Below are 23,593 nucleotides of genomic sequence, written 5' to 3'. Positions count from 1 at the left end.
CCCACGCTTCGCGCAGGGAGGAGCGTTCGCGTTCTACTTCTACTTCGGCTTCCTGAACACCAGCGCCATGCGATCCGTATGGCCCTTGACGACCGGGTCGAATACCTTCAGCGAATGGTCGTCCGCCGCATTGGCCAGGGCGTCGCTGTCCTCGGCCAGCTCGAAACCGGCCGCCTTGAAGTCCGTCAGCACGGTCGCCTTTTCGATACGGTGCAGGGTATTGGTTTCGGCCGCACCCTTGCCGTCGGCCGACTTGTGGTCGACCACGATGACGATGCCGCCGGGCTTCAGCGTCGAATACAGGTCCTTGGTCACCGCCGCAGCATCGTGACCCGGGAAGTTATAGGTGTCGTGATAGATGGTGCCGATGAAGATCGCGTCGTAAAGCGGCGCAGGGACGGGCACCTTGTCGAAGTCGGTCGTCAGCAGGTGGATGTTCGGGCGCGCCTTGGCCAGGGCCTCGCGAGCGGGGCGCGCCTTGAAGTCCACGTCCCACTTTTCCGGGTTCTGCGAGTCGACGCTGCCGTCGCACACCGCCGCCGACAGGATCATGGTCGAATAACCGGCCCCGGCGCCGAGGTCGAGCACATGGTCGCCCGGCTTGACGTGCGCCACCAGGAAGCGGACCTCGCTCCTGCGAACGTCGTCGATCGCCGTCTCGCTGGCCGGGCGGTCGGGTTTGGCCAGGGCCGCCGCGACGCGCGCATCCAGCGAGGCATTGGCCGCGCATTCAGGAGCCGCGGCAAAAGCCTGGGCGGAAAAGGCGAGGGTGGCGGCTGTGGTCAGCAAAACCAGCATCTTCATGGGCGTCTCCTGATATGAAAAAAGGCGTCCGTTGCCGAACGCCTTACTGAATTCAATGATGTCCCGAACCTTACAGGCCCGGCAGCTTGAACTTTTGTTCCTTCTTCTGGGCGATGATGATCGGCTGGTTGCCGGTCAGCGCTTCGAGGCGGGTCTTTTCGGCCGTGGCGTCGACCGGAGTCGATTCGTTGGCGATCTGGGTGTTGACGTTGACTTCCGACTTGTCCTGCTTCTTGTGCCAGAACATGACCTTGTCGGCGAAAGAGGGTTCCTTGTAGGCCAGGTCGCCGAATTCGTCGTCGACGACATAGCGCGCCAGCGGATCGGCCTTGTCGCCGCCGGCCTTGGCGACCAGAAGCTGCTCGCCCTGGCTGCGCGTGACGGCGTCGCGTTCACCCAGCAGAGCCTGACGGGCGGCGCTTTCCGGCTGCAGTTCCTGCGGGCGCGGTTCGCCGGGCGCGGGCGGACGCAGGGCGTAGTCGGGCGGCACCACCAGCGGCGCCTTGGTCACGACACGGAATTCGTCGGGAACGACCTTGTTGAGACCCAGCGCGTTCTTGGTCGATTCACACGCCGACAGGGACAACCCCGCCAGAACCACCAGACCCGCGATCTTAACCGACTTCATCATTTGCTCCGTTCCCTCCGCCAGCGGCGAAAGTGATACTTGGTTTATCGTCCGCTCACAAGTCTTAACCCTGCGGCGACGCTTGGTCCTTTGCGGCGCCTTCGCTCTTCAGGAAATACCAGGCGAGCAGGGCGACCCCGATTGTAATGGCGCTGTCGGCGACATTGAAGACCCACGGGAAGACATGCGTCCCCGAAAAGTCGATAAAGTCGACGACCGAACCGAAGCGGATGCGGTCGATTGCATTGCCGATCGCCCCGCCGGCGATGAAGGCCAAAGCTATCCCGGCCAAGGGTTTCGTCTGCTTGGACGCCCCGTAGCCGAGCGCGCAGCCCGCCGCCAGTTGGAACAGCGTCAGGCCCCAGCGGAACAGTCCGCCGCCGAGCAACCCGAAGCTCATCCCCGTGTTCTGGACATAGGTGAAGGAAAAGAAGGGCAAAATCGTGACCGGTCCGTGTGACGGCAGACGCAAGCCGTACAGCACCCACGCCTTCGACGCTTGATCGAGCAGGATGATGACCGCAAGGACGATAAGGCAGCGCAGGCCGAGCTTGGTCACCGGGGCTTTGAGCGTCGATTGGGCGATATCAAGCATGTTCGGCCGCCTGGTGGTTGGCGTCCCATTCCAATACCGCCGCCGCGTCGCGAAGGCTCAGGTCGGGATAGCGTTGATTGCTGCCGACCTCGGGCAGGATGCGCCACGAGCGCTGGCACTTGTTGCCCTCGGCCAGCTTGAACTCGACCGCCACGGTCGAGACGCCGTCCAGGCGGAAGACATGGTGCGGCGCCGTGTCGGTGCAGATGGTCGCCTGCGAGGTGCGGAAGACCTCGGCGGCGTCGACCGCCTGGCCGAGACTGTCGCCGAAGGCTTCGAACAGGCCGTTGTCGCTCAGGTACACCACCGGCGCGGCTTCCAGCGCCGAACCGATGACCTTGTCGCGGCGTTTCTCTTCCAGGGCGGCGGTGACGACCGACAGGACGGTTTCGATCTTGCTCCAGCGGTCGGCCTCGGCATTGTTGATCCAGGCTTCCGGCGCGGGGGCCAGCACACGGAACAGGTTGGCCCCGGCGTCCGGGTTGCGGCTCTTCCACGCCTCTTCCATGGTGAAGGTCATGATCGGGCCCAGCCACAGGGTCAGGCGGTCGAACAGGATGTTCATCACCGTACGGCAGGCGCGGCGCGTGACGCTGCCCGGGCGGTCGCAGTACAGGCTGTCCTTGCGGATGTCGAAATAGAGCGCCGACAGGGTCTGCGAGCAGAACTCGCTGACCGGGCGGATGACGCCGGAAAAGTCATAAGCCGCATAGGCTTCGCGCACGGCGATATCGAGGCGCTGGACCTCGTGCAGGATATAGCGTTCCAGCGGCGGCATGTCGGCATAGTCGACGGCTTCCGAGGCATCGTAGCCCTTGAGCGCGCCCAGGAGGTAGCGCAGCGAATTGCGCAGCTTGCGATAGGCGTCGACCGTCGTCTGGATGATCTGCTTGCCAATGCGCAGGTCTTCCGAATAGTCGGACAGGGCGACCCACAGGCGCAGGATTTCGACGCCCGATTCCTTGGCGATATCCTGGGGCGCGGTGACATTGCCCCTGGACTTCGACATCTTCTCGCCGGCCTCGTCGAGCACGAAGCCGTGGGTCAGGACCGCCTCATAGGGCGCCCGGCCGCGCGTGCCGCAGCTTTCCAGTAGCGACGACTGGAACCAGCCGCGGTGCTGGTCCGAGCCTTCGAGATAAAGGTCGGCCGGCCAACGCGAATCGGCGCGGCCTTCCAGCGTGAAGGCGTGGGTGCAGCCCGAATCGAACCAGACGTCGAGGATGTCGGTGACCTTCTCGAAGTCGTCGGGATTATAGCCGTTGCCGAGGAAGTCGGTGTCGGGGCGCGTGAACCACGCGTCGGCGCCGCCCTCGCGGATGTAATCCGTGATGCGCTGGTTGACGGCTTCGTCCTTCAGCGGCTGGCCGGTCTTCTTGTCGACGAACATGGCCAGCGGCGTGCCCCAGTTGCGCTGGCGGCTGATCAGCCAGTCGGGGCGCGTCTCGACCATGGCGCCGATACGGTTGCGGCCCTGTTCGGGGTAGAACGTCGTCGCGGCGATGGCGGCAAGCGCCGTGTCGCGCAGCGTATTGCCCGCACCCTTGCCGTCCATGCGGATGAACCACTGCGGCGTATTGCGGAAGATGACCGGGGCCTTGGAGCGCCACGAATGGGGATAGGAGTGCTCGACGCGGCCGCGCGAAAGCAAATTACCGGCCTCGATCAGCTTGTCCATGACCGCGCCGTTGGCCGGGCCGAACTTGCCGGCCTTCTTGCCTTCGGTTTCCAGCACCTTGAGGCCACCGAACAAAGGCACGTGAGGGTAATAGGCGCCGTCGGGGTCGACCGTGTCGGGGATGGTGTCGAGGCTGCGGCCCGACGACAGCCAGACGATATAGTCGTCGGCGCCGTGGCCGGGCGCGGTGTGGACGAAGCCCGTACCGGCGTCGTCGGTGACGTGGTCGCCGGCCAGCATCGGCACGTCGAAGCCATAGCCTTCGTCGATCGCCGCCAGCGGGTGCGAAAGCGTCAGGCCGGCGAGGACTTCACCCGGCAGGTCGATGACGGTTTCCCAGCTTTTGGCATTGGCGGCGCTCAGCACCTGTTCGGCCAGCTTTTCGGCCAGGATCAGCTTGTCGCCCGGCTTGACCCACGGCGCGAAGCCCAGCTCTTCCTCGGACTTCACCGCAGTCACTTGATAGAGCGCATAGCGGATCTTGGGGTTGAACGATACGGCGCGGTTGGCGGGGATGGTCCACGGCGTGGTCGTCCAGATGACGACGTTCATGCCGTCGAGTTGGGCGTTCAGTTCATCGGACTCTTCCGCGCTGTCGCCCAGGACGGACGAGGACGCCGTATGCTTTACCGGGAACTTGACCCAGATGGTCGGGCTGACATGCGGATGGTATTCGACCTCGGCGTCGGCCAGCGCCGTGCGCTCGACCGGCGACCACATGACGGGCTTGGAACCGCGATAGAGCTGGTCCGACATCAGGAATTTGTGGAATTCCGCCGTCACCCTGGCTTCGGTATCGAAGTCCATGGTGGCGTAGCGCTTGTCCCATTCGCCCAGCACGCCCAGGCGCTTGAATTCCTCGCGCTGGCTGTCGATCCACTTCGCGGCGTATTCGCGGCAGGCCTTGCGGAACTCGGCCGCGGGGACCTCGTCCTTCTTGCGGCCCTTGGCGCGGAACTCTTCCTCGATCTTCCACTCGATCGGCAGGCCGTGGCAGTCCCAACCGGGGACGTAGTCGACGTCGTAGCCCATCAGGAACTTAGAGCGCACGACGAAGTCCTTGAGGATCTTGTTGAGCGCGTGGCCGATATGGATGTTGCCGTTGGCGTAGGGCGGGCCGTCGTGCAGCACGAACAGCGGGGCGCCCGCGTTCTGGCGCGCCTTGCGGACGGAATGATAGAGATCGGCCTCGTCCCAGGCCTTTAGCATTTCGGGCTCGGCCTTGGGCAGACCGGCGCGCATGGGGAAGTCGGTCTCGGGCAGGAAGACGGTCTCGCGGTAATCGCGGCCGGTGAGATGGTGATGGGATTCGGATTCGGACATGGCTATCGCAGTCGAAGAAAAAAGGTCTGGGGTCAAGGCGCTATGAGGGCGCACGGCGGGTTTTGCCCGGCACGGGGTTATACCCGCGCCGGGGCCATAATTCGTATGGAGAGGCCCGCTGGTGACATAGGGCAGGCTTTATCAGAGCGGGCAGGGGGAGGAAAGTGAAAAGGCACCAGCTATCTTGCATCTCCCCGTGCGAAGCATGGGGAGGGGGACCGCACGAGGAGCGAAGCGACGAGATGTGGTGGTGGGGCTTCTTGCTTTCTTTAAGACGACAGGCGTCCGGAAGTAAGCAAGAAACCCCACCACCACATCTCACTCACCCTTGCTTTGCAAGGGTTCGCTCGTGCGGTCCCCCTCCCCATCGCTATGCGACGGGGAGGTGCAACTACTGACGTCAATTGACTGCGTATGCGTTATGGTGACGGTATCAGGGAGTGTCACCATCATGTCCAAGATCGACCTCAAGACCGAATACAAGTCGCTCTATTCCGCGTCCGCGCGCGAGTTTTCGCTGATCGAGGTCCCGGCGCTCAAATACCTGATGTTCGACGGCAAGGGCGATCCCAATACCGCGCCCGAATACCAGCAGGCGATCGAAGCGCTCTATTCGCTGTCCTATACGCTGAAATTCACCAGCAAGCGCGCCTTCGACCGCGACTATGTCGTCGGGCCGCTGGAAGGCCTGTGGTACGCGGACGATCTGTCGACCTTCGTTTCGCGCCAGAAAAGCAAATGGTCGTGGACCATGATGATTCTCCAGCCCGACTGGATTTGCGAGGAGATGGTCAAGGGCGCGCGGTCGGAAGTGCTGATGAAGAAGGGCCTGCCCGGCATCGAAAAGGCGCGGCTGGAGACGTTGGAGGAAGGCCTGTGCGCGCAGATACTGCACGTCGGATCGTACGACGACGAAGGGCCAGTGCTGAAGCGGCTGCATGAGGAATGGCTGCCGGCCAACGGTCTGATAGAGACCGGCCATCACCACGAAATCTATCTCAGCGACCCCAGGAAGACCGTGCCGGAAAAGCTCAGGACCCTGCTGCGCCAGCCGGTGAAGCGGGCATAAAGCCCGAGCATAAGAAACGAAGGGTTTCTTGGCCCTCCCCGTTTACGGGGAGGGGGGACCGCCGAAGGCGGTGGGCGGGGGCCTTCTTCAATATTTCCAAGGGCGTTGGCGGTGGAGTTCTGAACTCTCAGCGATGTTTTATGATGAGTATCGAGCCTGTTGATATTGCGTAATCCCCGCCCACCACGCTTCGCGTGGTCCCCCCTCCCCGTAAACGGGGAGGGCCGATATGCCGTTAAGGTCTAGCCAATTCGTTTGCAGTGGTATAATCAATTCCGATCTTATTCGATCAGGAAACGCCATGAGACTGCTGCCGCTCTTTTGCCTGCTGATCGCCCTGCCGGCGGCGGCGGAACCGAAATCCATGGTCCTGGCCGATACGCATTCAGCCGCCGATATCGTCATCTCCGGGGATGACGCGCCGGTGGTCGGGATCGCCGCGCATGACCTGTCCGCCGATATCGCCAGCGTCACCGGCATGGCGCCAGCCATCACCGAAAGCTCGACCGCCCGACGCCAGGTCTGGATCGGCACAATCGGCAAAAGCCCTCTGATCGACAGCCTTGCCGCCCGTATCGGCGCCGATAAGCTGAAAGCCTGCTGGGAATGCTTCGTTATCACGACGGTCGATCATCCCGCACCCGGCGTCGACCAGGCTCTGGTGATCGCGGGTTCCGACCGGCGCGGCGCGGCCTACGGCGCCTACGAAGTCTCTCGCATGATCGGCGTGTCGCCCTGGGTGTGGTGGGCCGACGTCAAGCCGGAGCACCAGGACACCCTCACCATCCCGGCCGGCCTCAAACGTTTCGGCCCGCCCAGCGTCAAGTATCGCGGCCTGTTCATCAATGACGAAGACTGGGGGCTGGAACCGTGGGCGGCCAAGACCTTCGATCCGGCCTATGGCAATATCGGCCCGAAGACCTATGAACGCGTCTTCGACCTGATGCTTCGGCTGAGGGCCAATACGCTATGGCCGGCCATGCACCCGGTGACCAGGCCGTTTAACGGCGATCCGGCCAATGCGGCGCTCGCCGACAGATACGCCATCGTCATGGGCGCATCGCACGCCGAGCCGATGCTGCGGAACAATGTCGGGGAATGGAAGGCGCCGGCGGACGACTACAACTACGCCACCAATCCCGAGGGCGTGAAGGCCTACTGGCGCGAACGGCTGAAGACCAACAAGGGGTACGAGAACCTCTACACGATCGGCATGCGCGGCATCCACGACTCGCCGATGATGGGGGCGAAGACGCCCGAGGAACGCCGAGAGCTTTTGAACAAGGTCCTGGCCGACCAGCGCCAGCTGATCCGCGACGAGATCGGCGCGCCCGAAGCCGTGGCGCAGATTTTCGTGCCCTACAAGGAGGTGCTCGACATCTACCGCACGGGGCTCGACCTGCCCGACGACGTGACAGTGGTCTGGCCCGATGACAATTTCGGCTATATCCGCCAGTTTCCGACGGCGGCCGAACGCCAGCGCAAGGGCGGTTCCGGCGTCTATTATCACCTGAGCTATCTCGGCGCGCCGCTGTCCTATATCTGGCTGTCGACCACGCCGCCGGACCTGATCAGGGAGGAACTGACGCGGGCCTACGATAATGGCGTCGACCGGTTGTGGATGATCAATGCCGGCGACATCAAGCCGGCGGAGGTGTCGCTGAGCTATGTCTTCGATCTGGCGTGGGACGTGAAGACGACGCGTAAGCTTACGCAACGCCAGTATCTCGACCGCTTCGCGAAGGAGACCTTCGGTGCGGACAAGGCGGAGGCCATCGGCGGCGTGCTCGATCAATATTACCGGCTGAATTTCGCGCGCAAGCCCGAGCACCTGCAATGGTGGTGGGGCAAGGGTTCGACGCCGAAAAGCAGCCCATGGACCGCGGCGCGGATCAACGCGCGTATGGCGGCCTTCGACGATCTGCGCAAGGCGGCGGACGGTCTTGCGGCGCCGGGCCGGGAGGATGCCCTGTTCGAACTGGTGCAATATCCGGCCGAAGCCTCGGCCCTGGCCAACCAGCGCTATTTCGCGCTGGAATGCGCCGCCGTGTCCAAGGGCTGCGACCTCGGCGGCGCCGGCACCGCCCATGCGGCCGACGACGCGCTGAAAGGCCTGACGGCGCAGTTCGGCGCCCTGCAACACGGCAAATGGGCGGGCCTGATCAATGAGGAACCGGCCGACGCCCAGTGGACCAGCTTCCGAATCGCCAAACCGCAATGGCCGGGCAGCCCGCCCATGGCGGCCACGCCGGTGGCCGATGCCGTTTCCATTCCGCTCAAGCCCGCCGGCGGCTGGACCGGGACGGGACTGGGCTTGCAGGGCAAGGCGGGCGCATCGCTGACCGTCGAAGCCGACGTCCCGCAAGGTTTCGGCACATTGCGCCTGTCCGTCCTGCCGACCTTCCCGACAACTGGCGCCAGGGCCTGGCGGCTGGGCGTTCAGGTCAATGACGCGACGCCCATGGTCGTGACGTTCGACCGTTCGAAGCTCGATGCCGGCTGGCAGGCGGGCGTGCTCGACAACGCCTTGAGCGTCACGGGGCCGGCCGGGCTCAGCGGCCATGTGCGCCTGAGGATTGTCGCGCTCGACCCTGACGTGGTTCTTGAGGGATTGGACTTCGTGCGTTAACCTTGGCCCATAGCCGGGAGAGGGCACATGATCATCAGGAATGCGGGTCTTCTGGCCCTGTTTGCCCTTGCGGCCTGTTCACAGCCGAAGGCGACGGAACTTCCCAAGCCGCCCCAGGCCATGGACGACACCTTCAAGGCCTGTAAATACATGCAAGTGAAGGGCGAGACCGTGGCCATGAACGGCTATGCCTGCGGTCCCGACTTCGGCAATGTCCACCTGGTGGCCGACGAGACCCTGCCGGGCTTCGCGCTGATCGAAGGCAGCGGTGACGCCATGACCTATCGGCCGGTGGTGCGTATCTTCACCAAGGCGAAGGACGCAGGCCTGGACGCCATCCTGCCCGAGATCCGCAAGCTGTCGCCCGGTCCGGCGACCGCGTCGTGCACCTTGCAGCCCGGCGGCGATCCGCTCGATCCCGATCACCCGCGCAAGGTCTTCGAGCTGGCGCCGACAGGGGCGGCCAAGGCCGCGTGGGAAAAGACCGTCAAGACGGGGGAGGGCGACGCGACCCCGCCGTGCGGCCCGCTCGGCGTGGCCATGGACGGATCGCGCCTGTTCGAAGTCATGGCCGACGATCCGACCCGGGTTTCCTATATCGACTACGGCAGCGAAATTCAGCCGTTCGACGCCACGAGCCTGCGGTCAGTGAAGTAAGGAAGAGATCCACAGATTACACAGATTATTTCGAGCGCGCGTAAAGGTCGAAGCGGCGCAGCACACCTATCCGTTACGCTCTCGGGATAATCTGTGAAATCTGTGTAATCTGTGGATCGCTTCTCTTACCGGCCTGCGAACCACGTGCGGGCTTTAGCCGCATCGTCCTGGATCGCCACCTTCAGCGCCTCGAACGAGTCGAACCTGGCTTCAGGCCGGATAAAGTCGAGCAGGCGGGTTTCGACCGTCTGGCCGTAGACCTCTTCGGAGAAGTCGAAGAGATAGGTTTCAAGCAACTCGATATCGCCGCCGACCGTCGGACGCACGCCGATATTGCTGACGCCAGCCACGACGCGGCCGTCTTCCAGCACGGTTTCGGTGACATAGATGCCGTAGCGCGGACGCTGATAGTCGCTCAGTGTCAAATTCAGCGTCGGGAAATCGATGGTGCGGCCAAGCTTGGCGCCGTGCTGGACTGTGCCGAGATAGGCCTGGGGATGGCCGAGGATGGCATTGGCGCGCACGACATCGCCGGCCAGCAGCGCCTGGCGGACATGGCTGGACGACAGCTTGTTGCCGGCGGCGTCGGTCTGCAGCGGCAGGATATCGGCGGTAAAGCCGAGGTCCTTCCCGAAGGCGACCAGATCATCGGCCTTGCCTTCGCCCTTGCGCCCGAAATGGAAGTCGGACCCGGCCGAGACATGGCTTAGTTTCAGCTGGTCGCGCAGGACCAGCCGCGCGAAGTCCCCGGCTGTCATCTGTGACATGCGCGCGTCGAAATCCAGCACATAGGCATAGTCGACGCCCAATACCTCGAAGGCGCGCAACTGCTGCGACAGGTCCATCAGGTGGAAGGGCGGGGCGTCAGGCCGGAAGAAGGTCTGCGGATGCGGATCGAAGCAGATGACGGCAGCCGGCTTGCCGTCGCGCCGCGCCGCCTCGACCGCCAGCCCGATGACCTGCCGGTGCCCCAGATGCACGCCGTCGAAGCTGCCGATCGCCGCCGAGGCGCCTTCCGGCAGGGGCAGGGCGCGCGGTTCGGCGTCGTCATGGACGTGGCGCTCGGCGTCCAGGCTCAGGCGGTGGACCTGGATCGATTTCGGCTGAAAGACTGCGGGGAGGGCAGGGAACACGGGCTATTCTTTACGCAGGGCGCTTCGGGGCGATGACCACGGCGCTGCCGTCGACGAAGGTCTTGTTGCGCACCTTGACGACGGTCGACAGCGTCACATGTCCCGACTTGGCGTCGATGGCGGTGATGGTGACGATGACCGTCGCTTCGTCGCCCGGCCGGACGGCACGCTTGAAGTTCAGGCTTTGCGACACGTAGATCGCGCCCTGGCCCGGCAGCTCGCCGGCCAGCGTCGCCGAGATATAGGCGCCCATGAGCATGCCGTGGGCGATACGGCCCTTGAACGGCGAGGCCAGGGCAAAGGCTTCGTCGACGTGCACCGGATTATGGTCGGTCGAGACGTCGGCAAAGGCGTTGATCGCCGCATCGTCCACCAGGAAGGTGCGCGAGGCGGTCTGTTCCAGGCTCAGTTCGTCGAGATAGTAGGCGGAGGGCATGGGCGGTCCAATTTGAAGCTGCTTTTCCCCTAATCCAAACCCATGCAAAACGGAAACCGCTTTTTTTCGGCCGCTTCGCCGGGGTGTTAACCAAAGAACGGCGTTCGTTTTTAAAATAGATGTCCGGGTGATCCGGAAATTTCACCATATTCGTGGTTAATAGGGGTTATATCATTGAATTTAAAGAAAAATATTCCAAAACGGTCTTAACCTGATTTTATCGGGTTTGCTTCATATTGGATCACGTCTTAACCGAAGAAGCTGCACGTTGCAGGTTCACTTAGAAAAAGTGGGGCATTACTCACATGGCCATTGATATGTCCATGCCGGTCCTGGTGGTCGACGACTACAAGACCATGTTGCGCATCATCTCGAATCTTCTGAAGCAGCTTGGCTTCGAAAACGTCGAAGAAGCGTCGGACGGCACCGAAGCGTTGGAAAAGATGAAAAAGGGCTCTTACGGCCTGGTCATCTCGGATTGGAACATGGAACCGATGACGGGCTACGAGCTTCTGCTCAAGGTCCGCGCGGACGACGTGCTGAAGCGCACGCCGTTCATCATGGTCACCGCCGAAAGCAAGACCGAGAACGTTATCGCGGCCAAGAAAGCCGGCGTTAACAACTATATCGTTAAGCCTTTCAACGCGGCGACTCTGAAGCAGAAGATCACCGCTGTTCTCGGCGAGTTTTAAGTTCCTTTTTCGGAAATAGTTACTATGGCCCAGCCCGCAGAAAAAAGGCCCGACGACGGCATGGATTTCGATCCTGCTATGGTCGGTGAGCTTGAGCCCAAGCTCATCAACCTGATGCAGCAGTCGGAAGCGCTGGTCGCCCTGATGCGTGGTTTCTTCCAGCAGCTCGACAAGCGCCGCTCGGATGAATTCCGGGTCATCGCCGGCTATATCGCAAAGGCCAAGGAAGAAATTCGCGAAATGCGTCCGCACGACATTTCGCATGAACGGATCCCGACCGCCGGCGCCGAACTGGAGGCGATTACCCGCGACACCGAAAACGCCACGCACGCCATCATGAACTCGGCGGAAGCCATCATGGGCATGCAAAGCGCGGATACGGCGTACAAGAATGCTGTCGATGACGAGATCATGAAGATCTTCGAAGCGTGCAGCTTCCAGGACATCACCGGCCAGCGCGTGTCGAAGGTCGTCAATGTCCTGAAGCAGATCGAGGAACGCGTCGGCCGGCTGGCCAATACGCTGGGTGTCGAAGACTCGATGCCGAGCGACCTGTCCGCCGAAGAGATCCGTCGCCGCGACCTGCTGCTCAACGGTCCCGCCATCGGCGGTCCGGAAACGCGCCAGGACGCCATTGACGCCATGTTCGACGAGCCATTCCCGGCTGCCGACCCGGCCAATGCCCCTCCGGCGGCCGAAGCTCCGGTACCGGCTCCTGAACCGGCTCCGGCGCCTGCGCCCGCGCCGGCTCCGAAACCCGCTGCCGAGGCGCCTAAACCCGCCCCGCAACCGGCGCCCGCGCCGGCACCCAAACCCGCTCCGGCCCCAGAGCCGGCGGCTCCGAAGCCCGTCGCCGCAGCGCCTGCCCCCGCGCCGCAGCCCGCGCCCGAAGACGCCGACAAGGCCAACAGCCAGGACGATATCGACGCCCTGTTCGACATTGCACCCGAAGACATGGGCAAGACGAACAGCCAGGACGATATCGACGCCCTGTTCGATTAATCCCGGACAGGAAAAGCAAAGACACCGTACGGCCAGAAGAGCCGCAGGTAAAAGATGGTACGAAAGCGCGGTGGCCGAAGGGCTGCCGCGTTTTTGCTTTTGGTAATCAAGGTTCATTTTGAGAACCGGGCGTGGCGCGCTATGCCGGTCCATGGCTCTTGTGACCCGCTCCGTTGAACCCGGTGATTTCGCCCAGTGGCTGACCCTGTGGGACGGCTATAACGCCTTTTATGGCCGCGAGGGCAGGACCGCCTTGCCGCGCGCGGTGACGGACGAGACATGGCGGCGTTTTCTCGATCCCGCTGTTCCGGTGCATGCCCTGGTGGCGCTCCGTGACGGGCAGTTGATCGGCATGGCCCACTATCTCTACCATCTCAGCACGTCGGCCAGCGACCGGACCTGTTACATGCAGGACCTTTTCACGACGCAAACGGCGCGCGGGCAGGGTGGGGGCAAGGCTTTGATCGAGGCCGTCTATGCCGCCGCCAAGGCCGAAGGCGTCACGCGCGTCTACTGGCATACGCACGAGACCAATGCGACGGCGCGCCGCGTCTATGAAGCGGTGGCCGAGCGCTCCGGCTTCATTGTCTATCGCAAGACAATCTAACTACCAACGAAGCGCTTCGGAAACGTAGCGCGCTTCGGCGCCTTCGTGATCGAGCAGGCTTTTCAGCAGCAGCGGATCCAGGCGGCCGTCGGCGTCGGTCGCCTGTTCGGCGTGGATGCCGGCGGCGATGAACAGCAGGTCGAGCCCCTCGCCATTGGCGCCCAGCACGTCGGTCGGCAGACCATCGCCGATAGCCAGGATACGCGATTTGTCGTGCGGCTTGCCCGTCAGGCCTTTCAGCGCGCCGTAGCACAGTTCATAGATCGGGGCGTAGGGCTTGCCCGCCATGATGGATTCGCCGCCCAGCTCCATATAGAGGTCGGCCAGCGAACCGGCGCACATGATGATCTTGTCGCCGCGCTGCACGACCTTGTCGGGATTGGCGCAGATCATCGGGATGCCGCGCGCCGCCGCCGTCTTGAAATCGGCGCGGTAGCGGTCGAGCGTATCGTGCTCGTCGTCATAGGGCGAAGTGCACGAAATGAAGGCGGCGTCTTCCGGCGTGCCGTCGAGCGCGATGTCGATACCGTCATACAGCGTCTGTTCGCGCGGATCGCCGATGCGCCAGGCCTTGCCCTGTGGAGCATAGGCCCGCAGATATTCGCGCGTGGCGTCGCCCGACGAAATCACCGCCGAGAAACCGTCGTCCATGATGCCCAGCGATTCCAGCTGCGCGATCAGGCTGTCGCGCGGGCGCGGCGAGTTCGAGATCAGGATAACCGGGCCGCGCTCGGCCTTGAAGCGCTTCAGCGCCTCGTAGGCGGGCGGAAAGTGCTGGCGGCCGTTATGGATCACCCCCCAGATATCGCAGAACAGGGCATCATATTGCCCGCAAACGGCCGACAGGCCGGACAGCAGTTCGGGATGGCTCATCACACACGCGCGTTAAGTTCAAGGTCGCCGCTGTTTAGAGCGGCACGTCCTTGTGTGCAATCGCGAAATCAGGCGGCGTGGGCCAGCGGCAAACCTTGCGCGCGGCGGGCGCCGGCTTCGAAGGTGACGATCTCGAAACCCATGGTGCGCGCCTGGTCGAGGATGCGGTCGAGCGCGGCCGGAGTACATCCCCAGTCCGACGGATTGTCGCGCACGTCGTGCGTATAAAGGACCAGCCAGGCGTCGCGGGTCCTGGCCGCCTTGTCGAGCCAGGTCATGGCGGTCTGTTCGCCGCACTGGCCTTCGATGCCGACGGCGGGCGCCTGGTTGAGGTCGCTGCCTGCGGTGATCAGGCCGTGGTGCAGGGCGCGCGCCGCCAGATAGCGGTCGTTGAGCAGCCCCTTGGCGGCCGGCGAAACGTCGCCGTAAGGATAGGCGAAGGTGCGCGGCGACGGCAGGCCGAGAAGTCGCAAGGCATCGTGGTTGCGTTGCAGTTCCTGGGCGATATCGCGCGATGACGCGCGGCCGCAGTCGAGATGCGTATGGGTATGGCAGGCGATCTCATGTCCTGCCGCGTGCAGGGCGCGGATATCGTCGGCCGTGGTGTACTGGCCCAGGTGACTATCCTTGCCCGACAGGCCGGTCGAGATAAAGTATGTGCCGTGGACGCCGTGCTTTTTCAGGACGGCGGCGCCGTCGCGGGCGCTGGAAACCGGGGCATCGTCGAAGCTGATCGTCAGCAGCGGGCGGCGCAGGCCGGACAGCGTCGCGGGCTTTTGCGTCACCAGGCGCGCCATGCGGCGGCGCAGCTTGCCGTACAGCGAACGGTCGGCGGAATAGGGCGTCATTACACGACCTCGGCGTAGAGCGCCGCGCGGTAAAGCCTGAGCAGGCGGGCGCGCATCGCCGTGGGCAGCGGCATCATGGCCAGCAGCCTGGTGAGGCCGCGCAACAGGCCGCGCAGGGGCAGCTTTTTCAGCAGTTTGGCGACCTTGTAGCTGGGGTATTGCGACACGACGTCCGGGTGCTTGGCGATGACACGGGCGAAGTTGGCGGCCGACTGTTCGTACTTGCGGGCCAGGGTGTCGGCGGTGTCCAGCCCCATATGGGTGGCAGTGTTGTCGATATGGCCGACGCCGTAGCGCGATGCGACACGCATCGCCCACTCGACGTCTTCCCAGCCCCAGCCGGTGAAGTTCGGGTCGAAGCCTTCGAAGTCGAAGACGTCGCGCCGGACCAGAAGGTTGGAGGTGAAGACGTATTTTTCGGGCTGTTTCAGGCGTTCCTCGGCCGGGAGGCAGTCGCCGTGCCCGGCCATCTGGCGGTGGACGGCGAATTTCGCGTCGCGGGGCGCCTGAAGCAGCGAGAAGCCGCCGAAGACGACCGCGTGCTTTTCGCGCGCCATCGCCAGCCAGCGGTCGAGAAAGCCGCCATCGTCCGGCAGCATGTCGGAATCGAGGAACAGGAAGCTTTCGCCGCGCGCCGCCGCCGTCAGGCGGTTGCGCCCGCGTGACCGGCCTTCGTTGTGCGGCAGGGTGATCAGTTCGCAGGCCAGCGGCGAGGCCTCGATAAAGGCCGTGACTTCGGCCGTGATGTCGGGGCGCGCCGAGCCGTCGTCGAGCAGGATGATCTCGATGGCGTGCGGATCGCGCGTCGCGAGGGCCTTCAGCAGGCCGAGTGGCGATTCCTTGTAGAACGGGATCAGGACCGACAGGTCCGGCCGCGCCAGTTCGAAGGCGGCGTTGCGCAGGGGCGAAGGGATGCTCATCAGGCGAAGACCTTGGCTCTTAAGCGGTGATAGACCTGTACCAAACGCGGGCCCGCGGCGGCGCGGATACCGTTGAGGTTCAATATCCATGCCAATACAGCATAGACCATGCCGCCGGTGCCGGCCTTGGCGACCAGCTCGACGACGCCGCCGCACGACGGCAGCAGCGACACCACGGCCATCATGAAGATGGCAGAGGCGGCGGTCAGGAACAGTTCACCGGCCGCGATCGGCAGGCGCAGGGCGCGAAGGCCCAGCAGCCACGACGCGACAAGCCCGATACCGAAGCTGAGCGCCGTCGCCCAGGCCGCGCCCATCAGGCCGAAGGGCGGGATAAGGGCCAGGTTGAGTGCGATATTGGCGGCGGCGGGCACGGCCATGGCGACGACCAGCAGCCGCGTCTTCTTGGCCAGGGTAAAGGCCTGGAGGAAGTAATAGGTGTTGAGTCCCGAGAAGAGCGCGCCCAGGCTGATCAGCGGCGTGACGCTCAGCGCCTTGTCGCGCAGGCCCTCGCCGATAACGATGCCGCCGAGCGCCGGCGCCACCATGACAAGGCCGCCAACGGCAGGGAAGAGGATAAAGGCCATGGTGGTCAGTTGCTGGCGCGCGGCGGTTTTCAGCGCGCCTTCGCCGCCGGTTTCAAGCGCCTGGACCATGGCGGGGGTTCCCGCCGCGCCGAACCAGATGAACAGCACGTCGAGGATGCGCGAGGCCAGGCTGTAGCCGGCGTGATAGGCGCCGGCCTGGGCTTCGTTGAGGAAGGCCGCGATCAGGAAGCGATCCGCCGTATAGAGTGCGAGCGTCAGGACCAGGCTTGCGGCCAGCGGAAAGCCATAGCGGGCATAGGCTTGCGCGCGCAGGCCGTCGAAGCGGCCCCGCACCGCGCGGCCCCAGTCCTGGCGCACGACGAAGGGCAGGGTGAGCGCGGCGATCAGGCCTGTACCGACGACGGGCGACGCGCCGCCGACGCCGATAAGGGCGCAGCAGACGCCGATGCCGAAGCCGCCGGCGGTCTGGATCATGTCGACGATCGAGGCGGCGCCGACGCGGCCTTCGGCGCGGCGCTGTTCCTGGACGAGGCGGATCAGCGAGCGCGGGATCAGCGTCATCAGCGCCAGGGCGATCGCGGTCTTCAGGCTGCCGCTGGATGGCCAGGCCAGAAGGACGATGGTCGCGACGACGGCGAAGACCACGGCGACGACGGTGAAACTGCGATAGACGGTGCCATAGAGGGCCGGGGCTTCGGCCTCATCGCGCGACTCGGCGATGAAGAAGCGCGCCATGGCGGCTTCAAGCCAGGTGAAGACAAGCGTGTAGACCAGCGACGACAGGCCGAAGGCGAGCGCGTACTGCCCGTAGGCTTCGGGCGTCAGAACGCGCGTAAACACCATCAGCGTCGCGAAGCCGATGATGCCCTGCAGAATATTGGCGGGAAGATAGCCCCAGAGGCCCTTGAAGAACATCACCGCACCGTCTCGGCGTCGCCCAGCAGGCACGGAATGGTCATGGCCAGAATATACAGGTCGAGCCACAGGGACTGGCGCTCGATATATTCGACATCGAGCGCGATGCGGCGGCGCACGTCGTCGGCGTGGTCGAGGGGCCCGCGTGAGCCCTTGATGGCCGCCCAGCCGGTGACGCCCGGCTTCATGCGGTGTCGCCAGGCGTATTCGGCGACCAGGCGCGCCGACTCATCGGGGCCGGTCTTCATGCCGATGGCGTGCGGGCGCGGCCCGACCAGCGACATCTCGCCCTTGATGACGTTGAACAGCTGCGGCAACTCGTCGATGCTGGTCTTGCGGATGAAGCGGCCGACCCGCGTGACGCGCGGATCCCCCTTGGTCACCTGCTGGGCCGCCGTGTGGTCGGTCATATGGGTGTACATCGAGCGGAACTTCCATACGCGGATGGCTTCGTTGTTGAAGCCGTGGCGGCGCTGGCGGAAGAAGACGGGCCCCGGGCTGTCGAGCTTGATCCACAGGGCGACCGCCAGCATCAGCGGGGTGAACACGGCCAGGGCGGTAAGGCCGATGACCAGGTCCTGGACGCGCTTGACCAGCGCCTTGCGCTCGTCGTCGGAAATGCCCGAGACGCGCGCCAGCGGCATGTCGGCGACGCGCGACCAGGCGGTGCGGCCGTCGGCTTCGTTGTCGACGTCGATGAACAGTGAGACTTCGTTCGGCAGGACGCGCAGCTTTTCGACGATCGTCTTGACGCGCGCCTTGGCGGACGTATCGAGCGCCACGACGACCTGGTCGACATAGGGCGTGATCTTGTGGGCCAGCAGGCCCTGAACGTCGCCGAGGACCGGGACGCCGGCGACGGACTCCGGCGCGCGGGCCAGGCGGTCGTCGAAAATGCCCAGCACATTGACATTGCGCTCGGCGATCGCCGCCTTGATCAGCTTTTCGGCGTGGCGCGTGGCGCCGACGATGACGATCGACGGGGTCAGCTTGCCTTCGCTGCGCCAGCGGCTGACGATCAGCCACCACAAGAGGTGTTGCAGCATGAAGTAGCTGGTGGCGGCGATCATCCAGAATTTCAGGCGTTCGACCACCACGTCGTGATTGGGCGAAAAGTGCTTGACGAAGGCCGTGACGACGAAGGCGAAGGCGAAGATGCACATCAGCTTGGCCAGGTGGCGCGACAGGCGCGCCTTGCGGCCGAAACGGTACATGGCGCCGGCGTCGAGCAGGACGTAGACCGTGATCGTCGCGGCGATAAAGGGCAGGATATCGCCGAGCGGGCTCCGGAAAATGCCGGCGGGCAGGGCGGGGCCCGCGGCGAACAGGGCGAAGCCGAACAGGGCCGCGCGGTCGATGGTGCGGAACAGGCGCACGAACATGTCACCGCTCTTGCGCTCGCGCGCCGACACCAGCCGGCTGGGGCGGAACGGCCCACGGCGATCGGTATTCTGTGCGATGGCTTCGGCGGCCGTTTTTACGGCGCGCGCGTTGACGGAGATGTTCATGACCCTTCGCAAGGCGGCTTTCGGGCATTTTGCCACGGGCACAGCTTACCAGGGTCCGCTTAGGGGCCGGTTAACGTCCGCCGCTTTTTCGACAAGGCGGCCTAAAGACGCGCCCCGGCAGCGATCTTTGTGAAACTGCAACCCTTCCCAACACCGTTCTTACGCCGGACGCGCTACGTTGACCTCAACGTCAACATAAAGGGCTGCGTATGACATTGCCGACCGACAACAGCGACCTTCCGGCTTTTGCCGCCACCGTCGAAAGCATTCTCAATCGCTATCGCGGCAAGGCAGTGGAGAAGGCGAACGCTGTCCGCGCGCTGACGGCCGTAACCCTGGCCCTGGCGCCGGAATCCCTGTTTCAGGAAGACGAGATACCGCACCTCGACGCCTGGTTCGAAGACCGTCTCGACGCCGTGCGCGACGGCCAGGACATAAAGGATGCGACGCGCGAGGCGGTGGGCCTGATGTCGGCCGCGGCCGAAGGCAACCGCGAGGCCGTTCGAAGACTATCGAAGATCTGAATGCGCAAAAGGCCGCCCGGAGGGGCGGCCTTTTTTATGGACCTGAAAGGACCTTAGTGCGTGGCGTCGTTCAGGTTGCGCTTGACGTTCTGGGCCGGCGCCTGGTCGCCCAGCTTGTCGGCGGCCTTGCCGACGCCGTGGGGCAGGGCCGCGACCGCGTCGCCGACGCGTTCGCTGCCGGTGCGGTGGTCCTGCATCAGATAGACGGCGCCGATGGCCAGGATGGCGACGATCAGTATGGTCAGGATGACGACGGCGGTATTGTTTCCGCCCTGGGTGGCTACGGTGGCCATGGGAGGCTCCTCGGCAGTTTGCGATGGAGCCAGATTAGCAAAGGGTCTGCAAAAACGCCGGACGGGACTGTTGCCCCCGCTGTAAACGCAGCATCGGTCAGACAGCTGCCATCATCTTGTCGGCCAGCCTTGCCAGGGAGGGACTCATGGCGCCGAGATGCTCAAGCGGAATGCATGCCGTCGGCAGTTCCGGTTCGCCGGCGGGCGCGACGGGGCGCATCAGGTAACGGAAATCGATGTGCCAGTGTTCGGGCTCGCCCTTCTTCGGGTTGGGCGGTACGAACAGGCAGTCGATATCGTAGGGGACGGCGTCGTCCTGCATCAGTTCGCACACGAAGCCCGTCTCCTCGCGCGCCTCGCGCAGCGCGGCTTCGAGCGGGGTTTCGCCCGGATCGACGTGGCCGCCGGGCTGGATCCAGGCCTTGAGCAGCGGATGCCATATGGTCAAAAGGCCCAGGCCCTGCGGGATGATGACCGAGGCGGTGATGTGTGCCGGAAAGCTCGACCGGGCGAAATGGTCGGAGACCCGGCCCAGCTGTTCCAGGCTGCGTGCGATCGTCTCGCGCTCGGACGGATGTCGCGCCAGGTAAGTGTCGCCGAACGTATCGAGGTCGTAAGCCATGCCCCATCCGACCATGAGTCGCTCCAGGCCGGAAAGACGCCGGTGGAAAAATCGCGAGAGTAGTCCCGTTGACGCGCGCATCGCCACCCGATACCGTCGGTGGTGGAAAACCCATGGGTGCGCTTCCTTCTATTTTCGCAACTAGCTGCCCGATTTGTTTTCCATCCGGGGGGATTTATGACGGCCAATGAAATCCGGCTTTTTTCGAAAGTCCGGATCAACGGTAAAGCCGGCGAGACGCCGGTCAGACTTGTTGAGATACTGAACGTCGAGATCGCCACAATGGGGTTCACCCTGTCGGGAGACCTGATGGCGGCGCTTACTGGTCTCGACACAGACGCCTTTCAGGCGGAGCGAAAGCGTCTGCTGAATGTTCTGGCAAAATTGTCGGGTAAGACGGTGGACTATACCCGTCTGTTCAGCGGCTTTCCCTACGATGTGCCGGATCAGCACGATTATTTCGTGAATCGCATCGTGGGTGCGATCAAATCCGTGCTGGGTGTCAGATCGAAAGCCTTCACCACCTTGTCGTGCGGCCATGTCATCGACCTGCAGCAGTTCGATCTCGACGCCTTCGGGGCATGTCCCATCTGCCAGTTCAGCGTCGCCGAACTGCGCTCACCGTCAGGACAACACTATAATTACCGGCAACTGACGCCACTTAAGCCATTGGGTTACCTGTCGCCTGCGGACGCCGTTGCCAAGGGGGAAGCCCTGCTGGCACGGCCGTCATCGCTTTCGGCGGATGAGAAGGCGTGGTTGCTGGAAATGATAGGTGAGGGCGCTGCTCTGCGCGTGCCGGCTTCATGTTTTCGCGAAACCGTACCTTTTGTCTATCTGCTGGGCGGCGTCGAAGCCGTCCGTCCGCATCTGAACAGCGCCACGGACATCCTGCGTATCGCGGCTTTGGTCAGCGCGCCCGACGCCGACCTGTCGCTGAAGACGTCTGTGAAATTCAAGCTGAGTACCGCGCACACGGCAAGGCTTCTCGGAATGCTGGAGACGGTGGGAAATCTGCAGGAGGATCTGCTGCGCCATCGCGAGCGGTGGTTGAGATTGGCGGAACAGTTTCATGTGGGGGCGGCGCGCAACCGAGGCCGGTTTCCCAACGCCGCGGCGGCGTTCGACGCCTTGCGCAACGCGCCGAAGACGATTGCAACCTTCAACAGGACCGTGGAGCGCGGCCTTCGTGCCAAGGCATTTTCGCCGGAGGTGCTGACGACCCTCAGCCGCCGGCCGGGCGAGCTGATGAGGCGCCTGGATCAACTGCTCCGGTCCGCCCCGGAACCGGACACGGTATTGGCGGCGGCGCGCAGGGTTCTGCCGGACATTCCGACGCCCCGTCTGTTCGAGCTGTATAAATATTTCGGGGCACGCGACCAGCAGGCGTTGCGGGTCTTCCTGCCGAAGGGCAACGAGAACCGCATGCAGGTCGAGCGCGACCGGCGTCCGGCGATCGACCGGCGCGTGATCGACGCAGCCAGGGCCATGTTGCAGGCCGAGCTGACGGAGCGGCTGCGCGCCCTGCCACCACTGGGCGCAACCTATATCGACCCGCGGCTAAAGGACCATTTGGTCCCTTTCAATCGCCGCGGCGATTCCACGACCCTGAGCCCCGTGACCAAGGGAAGCCGTTATCCGTTCGCGGGCGATGTCATCCGTCTGTTCGTCTACTGGGTCGGCCATGTCGACGTCGACTTGTCGATCCTCATGTATGATGAAAGCCTTTCCGAGAAGGGACACGTCGCCTTTACCAACACCCAGTTTCCGGGCTGCGTGCATTCCGGCGACATCCAGGATGCGCCGGAAGGCGCTTCCGAATTCGTCGATTTCGACATTACATCGCTGGTGGCGCAGGATATCCGCTACGTGGCGGCGACGGTGCACTCCTTCCGCGGTCAGAAATTTGCGCAATTTCCGTGCTTCGCCGGCTTCATGCAGCGCGACGCGTTACGAAGCGGCTCGGTATACGAGCCGCAGTCGGTGGCGCTGAAATTCGATCTGACAGCGCCGAACACAACGCATATGCCCCTGGTCTTCGATCTCATCGAGCGCAAGGTGATCTTTTCCGATATCTCGGCCGGCAACCGCAGCCATGGCGCAGTCATCGGCGAGGTCGACAAGCACAGGACGCTGCTGCAAAGCGTCCTCAGCCTTGGGGAGCGTAAACCGACCCTGTACGACGTCGTTCTGGCGCATGCCCAGGCGCGCGGGAAGGTGGTCGAGTGTCCGTCCGGCGCCGATCATGTATATGGCGTTGCCGATATCGAAGGCGTTGTTCGCGACTTTGTGGACGGGCCGGTTATTTGAGCGCAACCTTGAAATCGAGGGCCTTGGGCGGCAGGGCCTGATGGTCGTCGGCGACCATGAATTCGACGCTGCCTTTCAGTGCGGCGGGCGCCTTGCCCTTGACCGTGACCTTTTGCACGAAATCGACCTGGTTCTGATAATATTTCAGCCTGGTATTGAAGGCCGTGTCCTGCGCAACGATGGGTCTGCCGACCTCCATGACGCTCCCTTTGAGGGCGACCTGGGGCGATGTCTTGAGGGTGAAGCGTGTCGGCGTAGGCCCTTCGCCGGCCTGCTGGGCGTAGAGGCGCCAGCCGCCGTCGACGGTGGCCGTCATATGGACTTCGTAGGTTGCGGCATTGACCTTCCTGGCCGTGAAAGTCCATTTCACCGGGCTTTCGATCTGGGCGGAAGCCGGGCCGGCCACAAGGATCGTCACAAGGCCGGCGAGGGGCGCGAGACGCAATACGGACACGGGCAATCTCCTTATTGTCGTGTCTGGCCTTCGGTTCCGGCCAGGGTTTTCAGGGTCGCGAGGTCGCCGATCAGCCGCGAAAGGGCGTCGAGCGGCAGCAGGAACGAGATGTGCCCGCCATTGGGGCCTTCGAACGTCACCACGGGCTCGCCGTCGGCATCGAGGCCCAGCTGATAGGACTGGACCGGGACCAGCGGCGTGCCGCGATTGTCGGGATGGGCGACCGAGCGGCAGGTGCCCTCGGTGCCGAGTACGCTGAAGGCGAGGGGCAGGGCCTCGTCCGCGGGGAAGGCCAGGACCTTGTCCTCGCCGCCGACGGTAATGCTGATAAGGACGTGGTGGCCGTCGTCCGTGGCCACTGTTCCATGGAAGGCTTCCACGGTTTCCGCTTCGATGGGTTCGTCGTCTTCCGGATCGGAATCGCTCATGGTGCCGCCCTCGGGTCGGAAATATCAGCGCATGTTCCTTAGGGAGCGTCAACGGCTGTGAACATTTTCCGTTGCCGGATTGCCTTTCAAAAACAAA

At 63.8% G+C, this 23,593-nt stretch carries 23 protein-coding genes; 8 read left to right on the top strand and 15 right to left on the bottom strand.

Going from position 1 to position 23,593, the window contains the following annotated elements; translation table 11 throughout:
- Window positions 1–39: 39 nt before the first annotated feature.
- The 4 genes from AB8717_RS13740 to ileS form a co-directional block, all read right to left on the bottom strand.
- Window positions 40–804, bottom strand: coding sequence for a methyltransferase domain-containing protein (locus tag AB8717_RS13740; protein WP_443747895.1), 765 nt, complete (start codon window positions 802–804; stop codon window positions 40–42).
- Between the two features lie 70 nt (window positions 805–874).
- Entirely contained in the window at window positions 875–1,432 is a 558-nt protein-coding gene (locus AB8717_RS13735; protein WP_443750893.1) for a DUF3035 domain-containing protein, read from the bottom strand.
- A gap of 64 nt (window positions 1,433–1,496) precedes the next feature.
- Entirely contained in the window at window positions 1,497–2,027 is a 531-nt protein-coding gene (lspA, locus tag AB8717_RS13730; protein ID WP_443747894.1) for a signal peptidase II, read from the bottom strand.
- Complete coding sequence (gene ileS, locus AB8717_RS13725) at window positions 2,020–5,028, bottom strand: isoleucine--tRNA ligase (RefSeq protein ID WP_443747893.1); 3,009 nt, start codon at window positions 5,026–5,028, stop codon at window positions 2,020–2,022. Before ileS ends, lspA begins: the two co-directional genes overlap by 8 nt.
- A gap of 451 nt (window positions 5,029–5,479) precedes the next feature.
- Here ileS and AB8717_RS13720 point away from each other — a divergent pair, with 451 nt between their 5' ends.
- From AB8717_RS13720 to AB8717_RS13710, 3 genes are all read left to right on the top strand, one after another.
- Window positions 5,480–6,097 (top strand): GyrI-like domain-containing protein, encoded by a 618-nt coding sequence (locus tag AB8717_RS13720; RefSeq protein ID WP_443747892.1) that lies wholly within the window; start codon window positions 5,480–5,482, stop codon window positions 6,095–6,097.
- 301 nt (window positions 6,098–6,398) lie between these two features.
- Window positions 6,399–8,726, top strand: coding sequence for a glycosyl hydrolase 115 family protein (locus AB8717_RS13715; RefSeq protein WP_443747891.1), 2,328 nt, complete (start codon window positions 6,399–6,401; stop codon window positions 8,724–8,726).
- Window positions 8,727–8,753: 27 nt separating this feature from the next.
- Window positions 8,754–9,383 carry a hypothetical protein gene (locus AB8717_RS13710; RefSeq protein WP_443747890.1) on the top strand — a complete coding sequence of 210 codons (630 nt, stop codon included), beginning with the start codon at window positions 8,754–8,756 and terminating at the stop codon, window positions 9,381–9,383.
- Window positions 9,384–9,508: 125 nt separating this feature from the next.
- Here the strand turns inward: AB8717_RS13710 and ribF are convergent, their stop codons facing one another.
- Window positions 9,509–10,516 (bottom strand): riboflavin biosynthesis protein RibF, encoded by a 1,008-nt coding sequence (ribF, locus tag AB8717_RS13705; protein ID WP_443747889.1) that lies wholly within the window; start codon window positions 10,514–10,516, stop codon window positions 9,509–9,511.
- A 10-nt stretch (window positions 10,517–10,526) separates the two neighbouring features.
- Window positions 10,527–10,952 carry a MaoC family dehydratase gene (locus AB8717_RS13700; RefSeq protein ID WP_443747888.1) on the bottom strand — a complete coding sequence of 142 codons (426 nt, stop codon included), beginning with the start codon at window positions 10,950–10,952 and terminating at the stop codon, window positions 10,527–10,529.
- Window positions 10,953–11,257: 305 nt separating this feature from the next.
- Between AB8717_RS13700 and AB8717_RS13695 the strand changes: the two genes are divergently transcribed.
- The 3 genes from AB8717_RS13695 (at window position 11,258) to AB8717_RS13685 (ending at window position 13,253) form a co-directional block, all read left to right on the top strand.
- Window positions 11,258–11,644, top strand: coding sequence for a response regulator (locus AB8717_RS13695; protein ID WP_443747887.1), 387 nt, complete (start codon window positions 11,258–11,260; stop codon window positions 11,642–11,644).
- 24 nt (window positions 11,645–11,668) lie between these two features.
- Window positions 11,669–12,646 (top strand): protein phosphatase CheZ, encoded by a 978-nt coding sequence (locus AB8717_RS13690; RefSeq protein WP_443747886.1) that lies wholly within the window; start codon window positions 11,669–11,671, stop codon window positions 12,644–12,646.
- A 151-nt stretch (window positions 12,647–12,797) separates the two neighbouring features.
- Window positions 12,798–13,253, top strand: a complete 456-nt coding sequence (locus AB8717_RS13685) for a GNAT family N-acetyltransferase (RefSeq protein WP_443747885.1) — start codon at window positions 12,798–12,800, stop codon at window positions 13,251–13,253.
- Here the strand turns inward: AB8717_RS13685 and AB8717_RS13680 are convergent, their stop codons facing one another.
- From AB8717_RS13680 to AB8717_RS13660, 5 genes are all read right to left on the bottom strand, one after another.
- Window positions 13,254–14,126: a TIGR01459 family HAD-type hydrolase gene (locus AB8717_RS13680; protein ID WP_443747884.1), complete on the bottom strand. Its 873-nt coding sequence runs from the start codon at window positions 14,124–14,126 to the stop codon at window positions 13,254–13,256.
- 68 nt (window positions 14,127–14,194) lie between these two features.
- Window positions 14,195–14,974 carry a polysaccharide deacetylase family protein gene (locus AB8717_RS13675; RefSeq protein WP_443747883.1) on the bottom strand — a complete coding sequence of 260 codons (780 nt, stop codon included), beginning with the start codon at window positions 14,972–14,974 and terminating at the stop codon, window positions 14,195–14,197.
- Window positions 14,974–15,894 carry a glycosyltransferase family 2 protein gene (locus tag AB8717_RS13670; protein WP_443747882.1) on the bottom strand — a complete coding sequence of 307 codons (921 nt, stop codon included), beginning with the start codon at window positions 15,892–15,894 and terminating at the stop codon, window positions 14,974–14,976. Before AB8717_RS13670 ends, AB8717_RS13675 begins: the two co-directional genes overlap by 1 nt.
- Entirely contained in the window at window positions 15,894–17,357 is a 1,464-nt protein-coding gene (locus AB8717_RS13665) for an oligosaccharide flippase family protein (RefSeq protein WP_443747881.1), read from the bottom strand. The genes AB8717_RS13670 and AB8717_RS13665 overlap by 1 nt, the downstream gene beginning before the upstream one ends.
- On the bottom strand, window positions 17,357–18,865 hold the full coding sequence (locus tag AB8717_RS13660; RefSeq protein ID WP_443747880.1) for an undecaprenyl-phosphate glucose phosphotransferase: 1,509 nt from the start codon (window positions 18,863–18,865) through the stop codon (window positions 17,357–17,359). The genes AB8717_RS13665 and AB8717_RS13660 overlap by 1 nt, the downstream gene beginning before the upstream one ends.
- 209 nt (window positions 18,866–19,074) lie before the next feature.
- Between AB8717_RS13660 and AB8717_RS13655 the strand changes: the two genes are divergently transcribed.
- Window positions 19,075–19,389 carry a hypothetical protein gene (locus AB8717_RS13655; RefSeq protein ID WP_443747879.1) on the top strand — a complete coding sequence of 105 codons (315 nt, stop codon included), beginning with the start codon at window positions 19,075–19,077 and terminating at the stop codon, window positions 19,387–19,389.
- Window positions 19,390–19,442: 53 nt separating this feature from the next.
- Here AB8717_RS13655 and AB8717_RS13650 read toward each other — a convergent pair whose 3' ends face one another.
- On the bottom strand, window positions 19,443–19,682 hold the full coding sequence (locus AB8717_RS13650; protein WP_443747878.1) for a hypothetical protein: 240 nt from the start codon (window positions 19,680–19,682) through the stop codon (window positions 19,443–19,445).
- A gap of 97 nt (window positions 19,683–19,779) precedes the next feature.
- Window positions 19,780–20,304: an NUDIX hydrolase gene (locus tag AB8717_RS13645; RefSeq protein ID WP_443747877.1), complete on the bottom strand. Its 525-nt coding sequence runs from the start codon at window positions 20,302–20,304 to the stop codon at window positions 19,780–19,782.
- Between the two features lie 177 nt (window positions 20,305–20,481).
- Here AB8717_RS13645 and AB8717_RS13640 point away from each other — a divergent pair, with 177 nt between their 5' ends.
- Window positions 20,482–22,614: a hypothetical protein gene (locus tag AB8717_RS13640; protein ID WP_443747876.1), complete on the top strand. Its 2,133-nt coding sequence runs from the start codon at window positions 20,482–20,484 to the stop codon at window positions 22,612–22,614.
- Here AB8717_RS13640 and AB8717_RS13635 read toward each other — a convergent pair.
- Window positions 22,607–23,068, bottom strand: coding sequence for a hypothetical protein (locus tag AB8717_RS13635; RefSeq protein ID WP_443747875.1), 462 nt, complete (start codon window positions 23,066–23,068; stop codon window positions 22,607–22,609). The two genes, AB8717_RS13640 and AB8717_RS13635, sit on opposite strands and share 8 nt — an antisense overlap.
- 11 nt (window positions 23,069–23,079) lie before the next feature.
- Window positions 23,080–23,496, bottom strand: a complete 417-nt coding sequence (locus tag AB8717_RS13630; RefSeq protein ID WP_443747874.1) for a hypothetical protein — start codon at window positions 23,494–23,496, stop codon at window positions 23,080–23,082.
- Between the last annotated feature and the right edge of the window lie 97 nt (window positions 23,497–23,593).

It is taken from the genome of Asticcacaulis solisilvae (assembly GCF_052327315.1).
Classification (GTDB): Bacteria; Pseudomonadota; Alphaproteobacteria; order Caulobacterales; family Caulobacteraceae; genus Asticcacaulis; species Asticcacaulis solisilvae_B.
The sequence above is the reverse complement of the archived record's forward strand: the minus strand, read 5'-3'. Positions and strand labels throughout refer to the sequence as shown.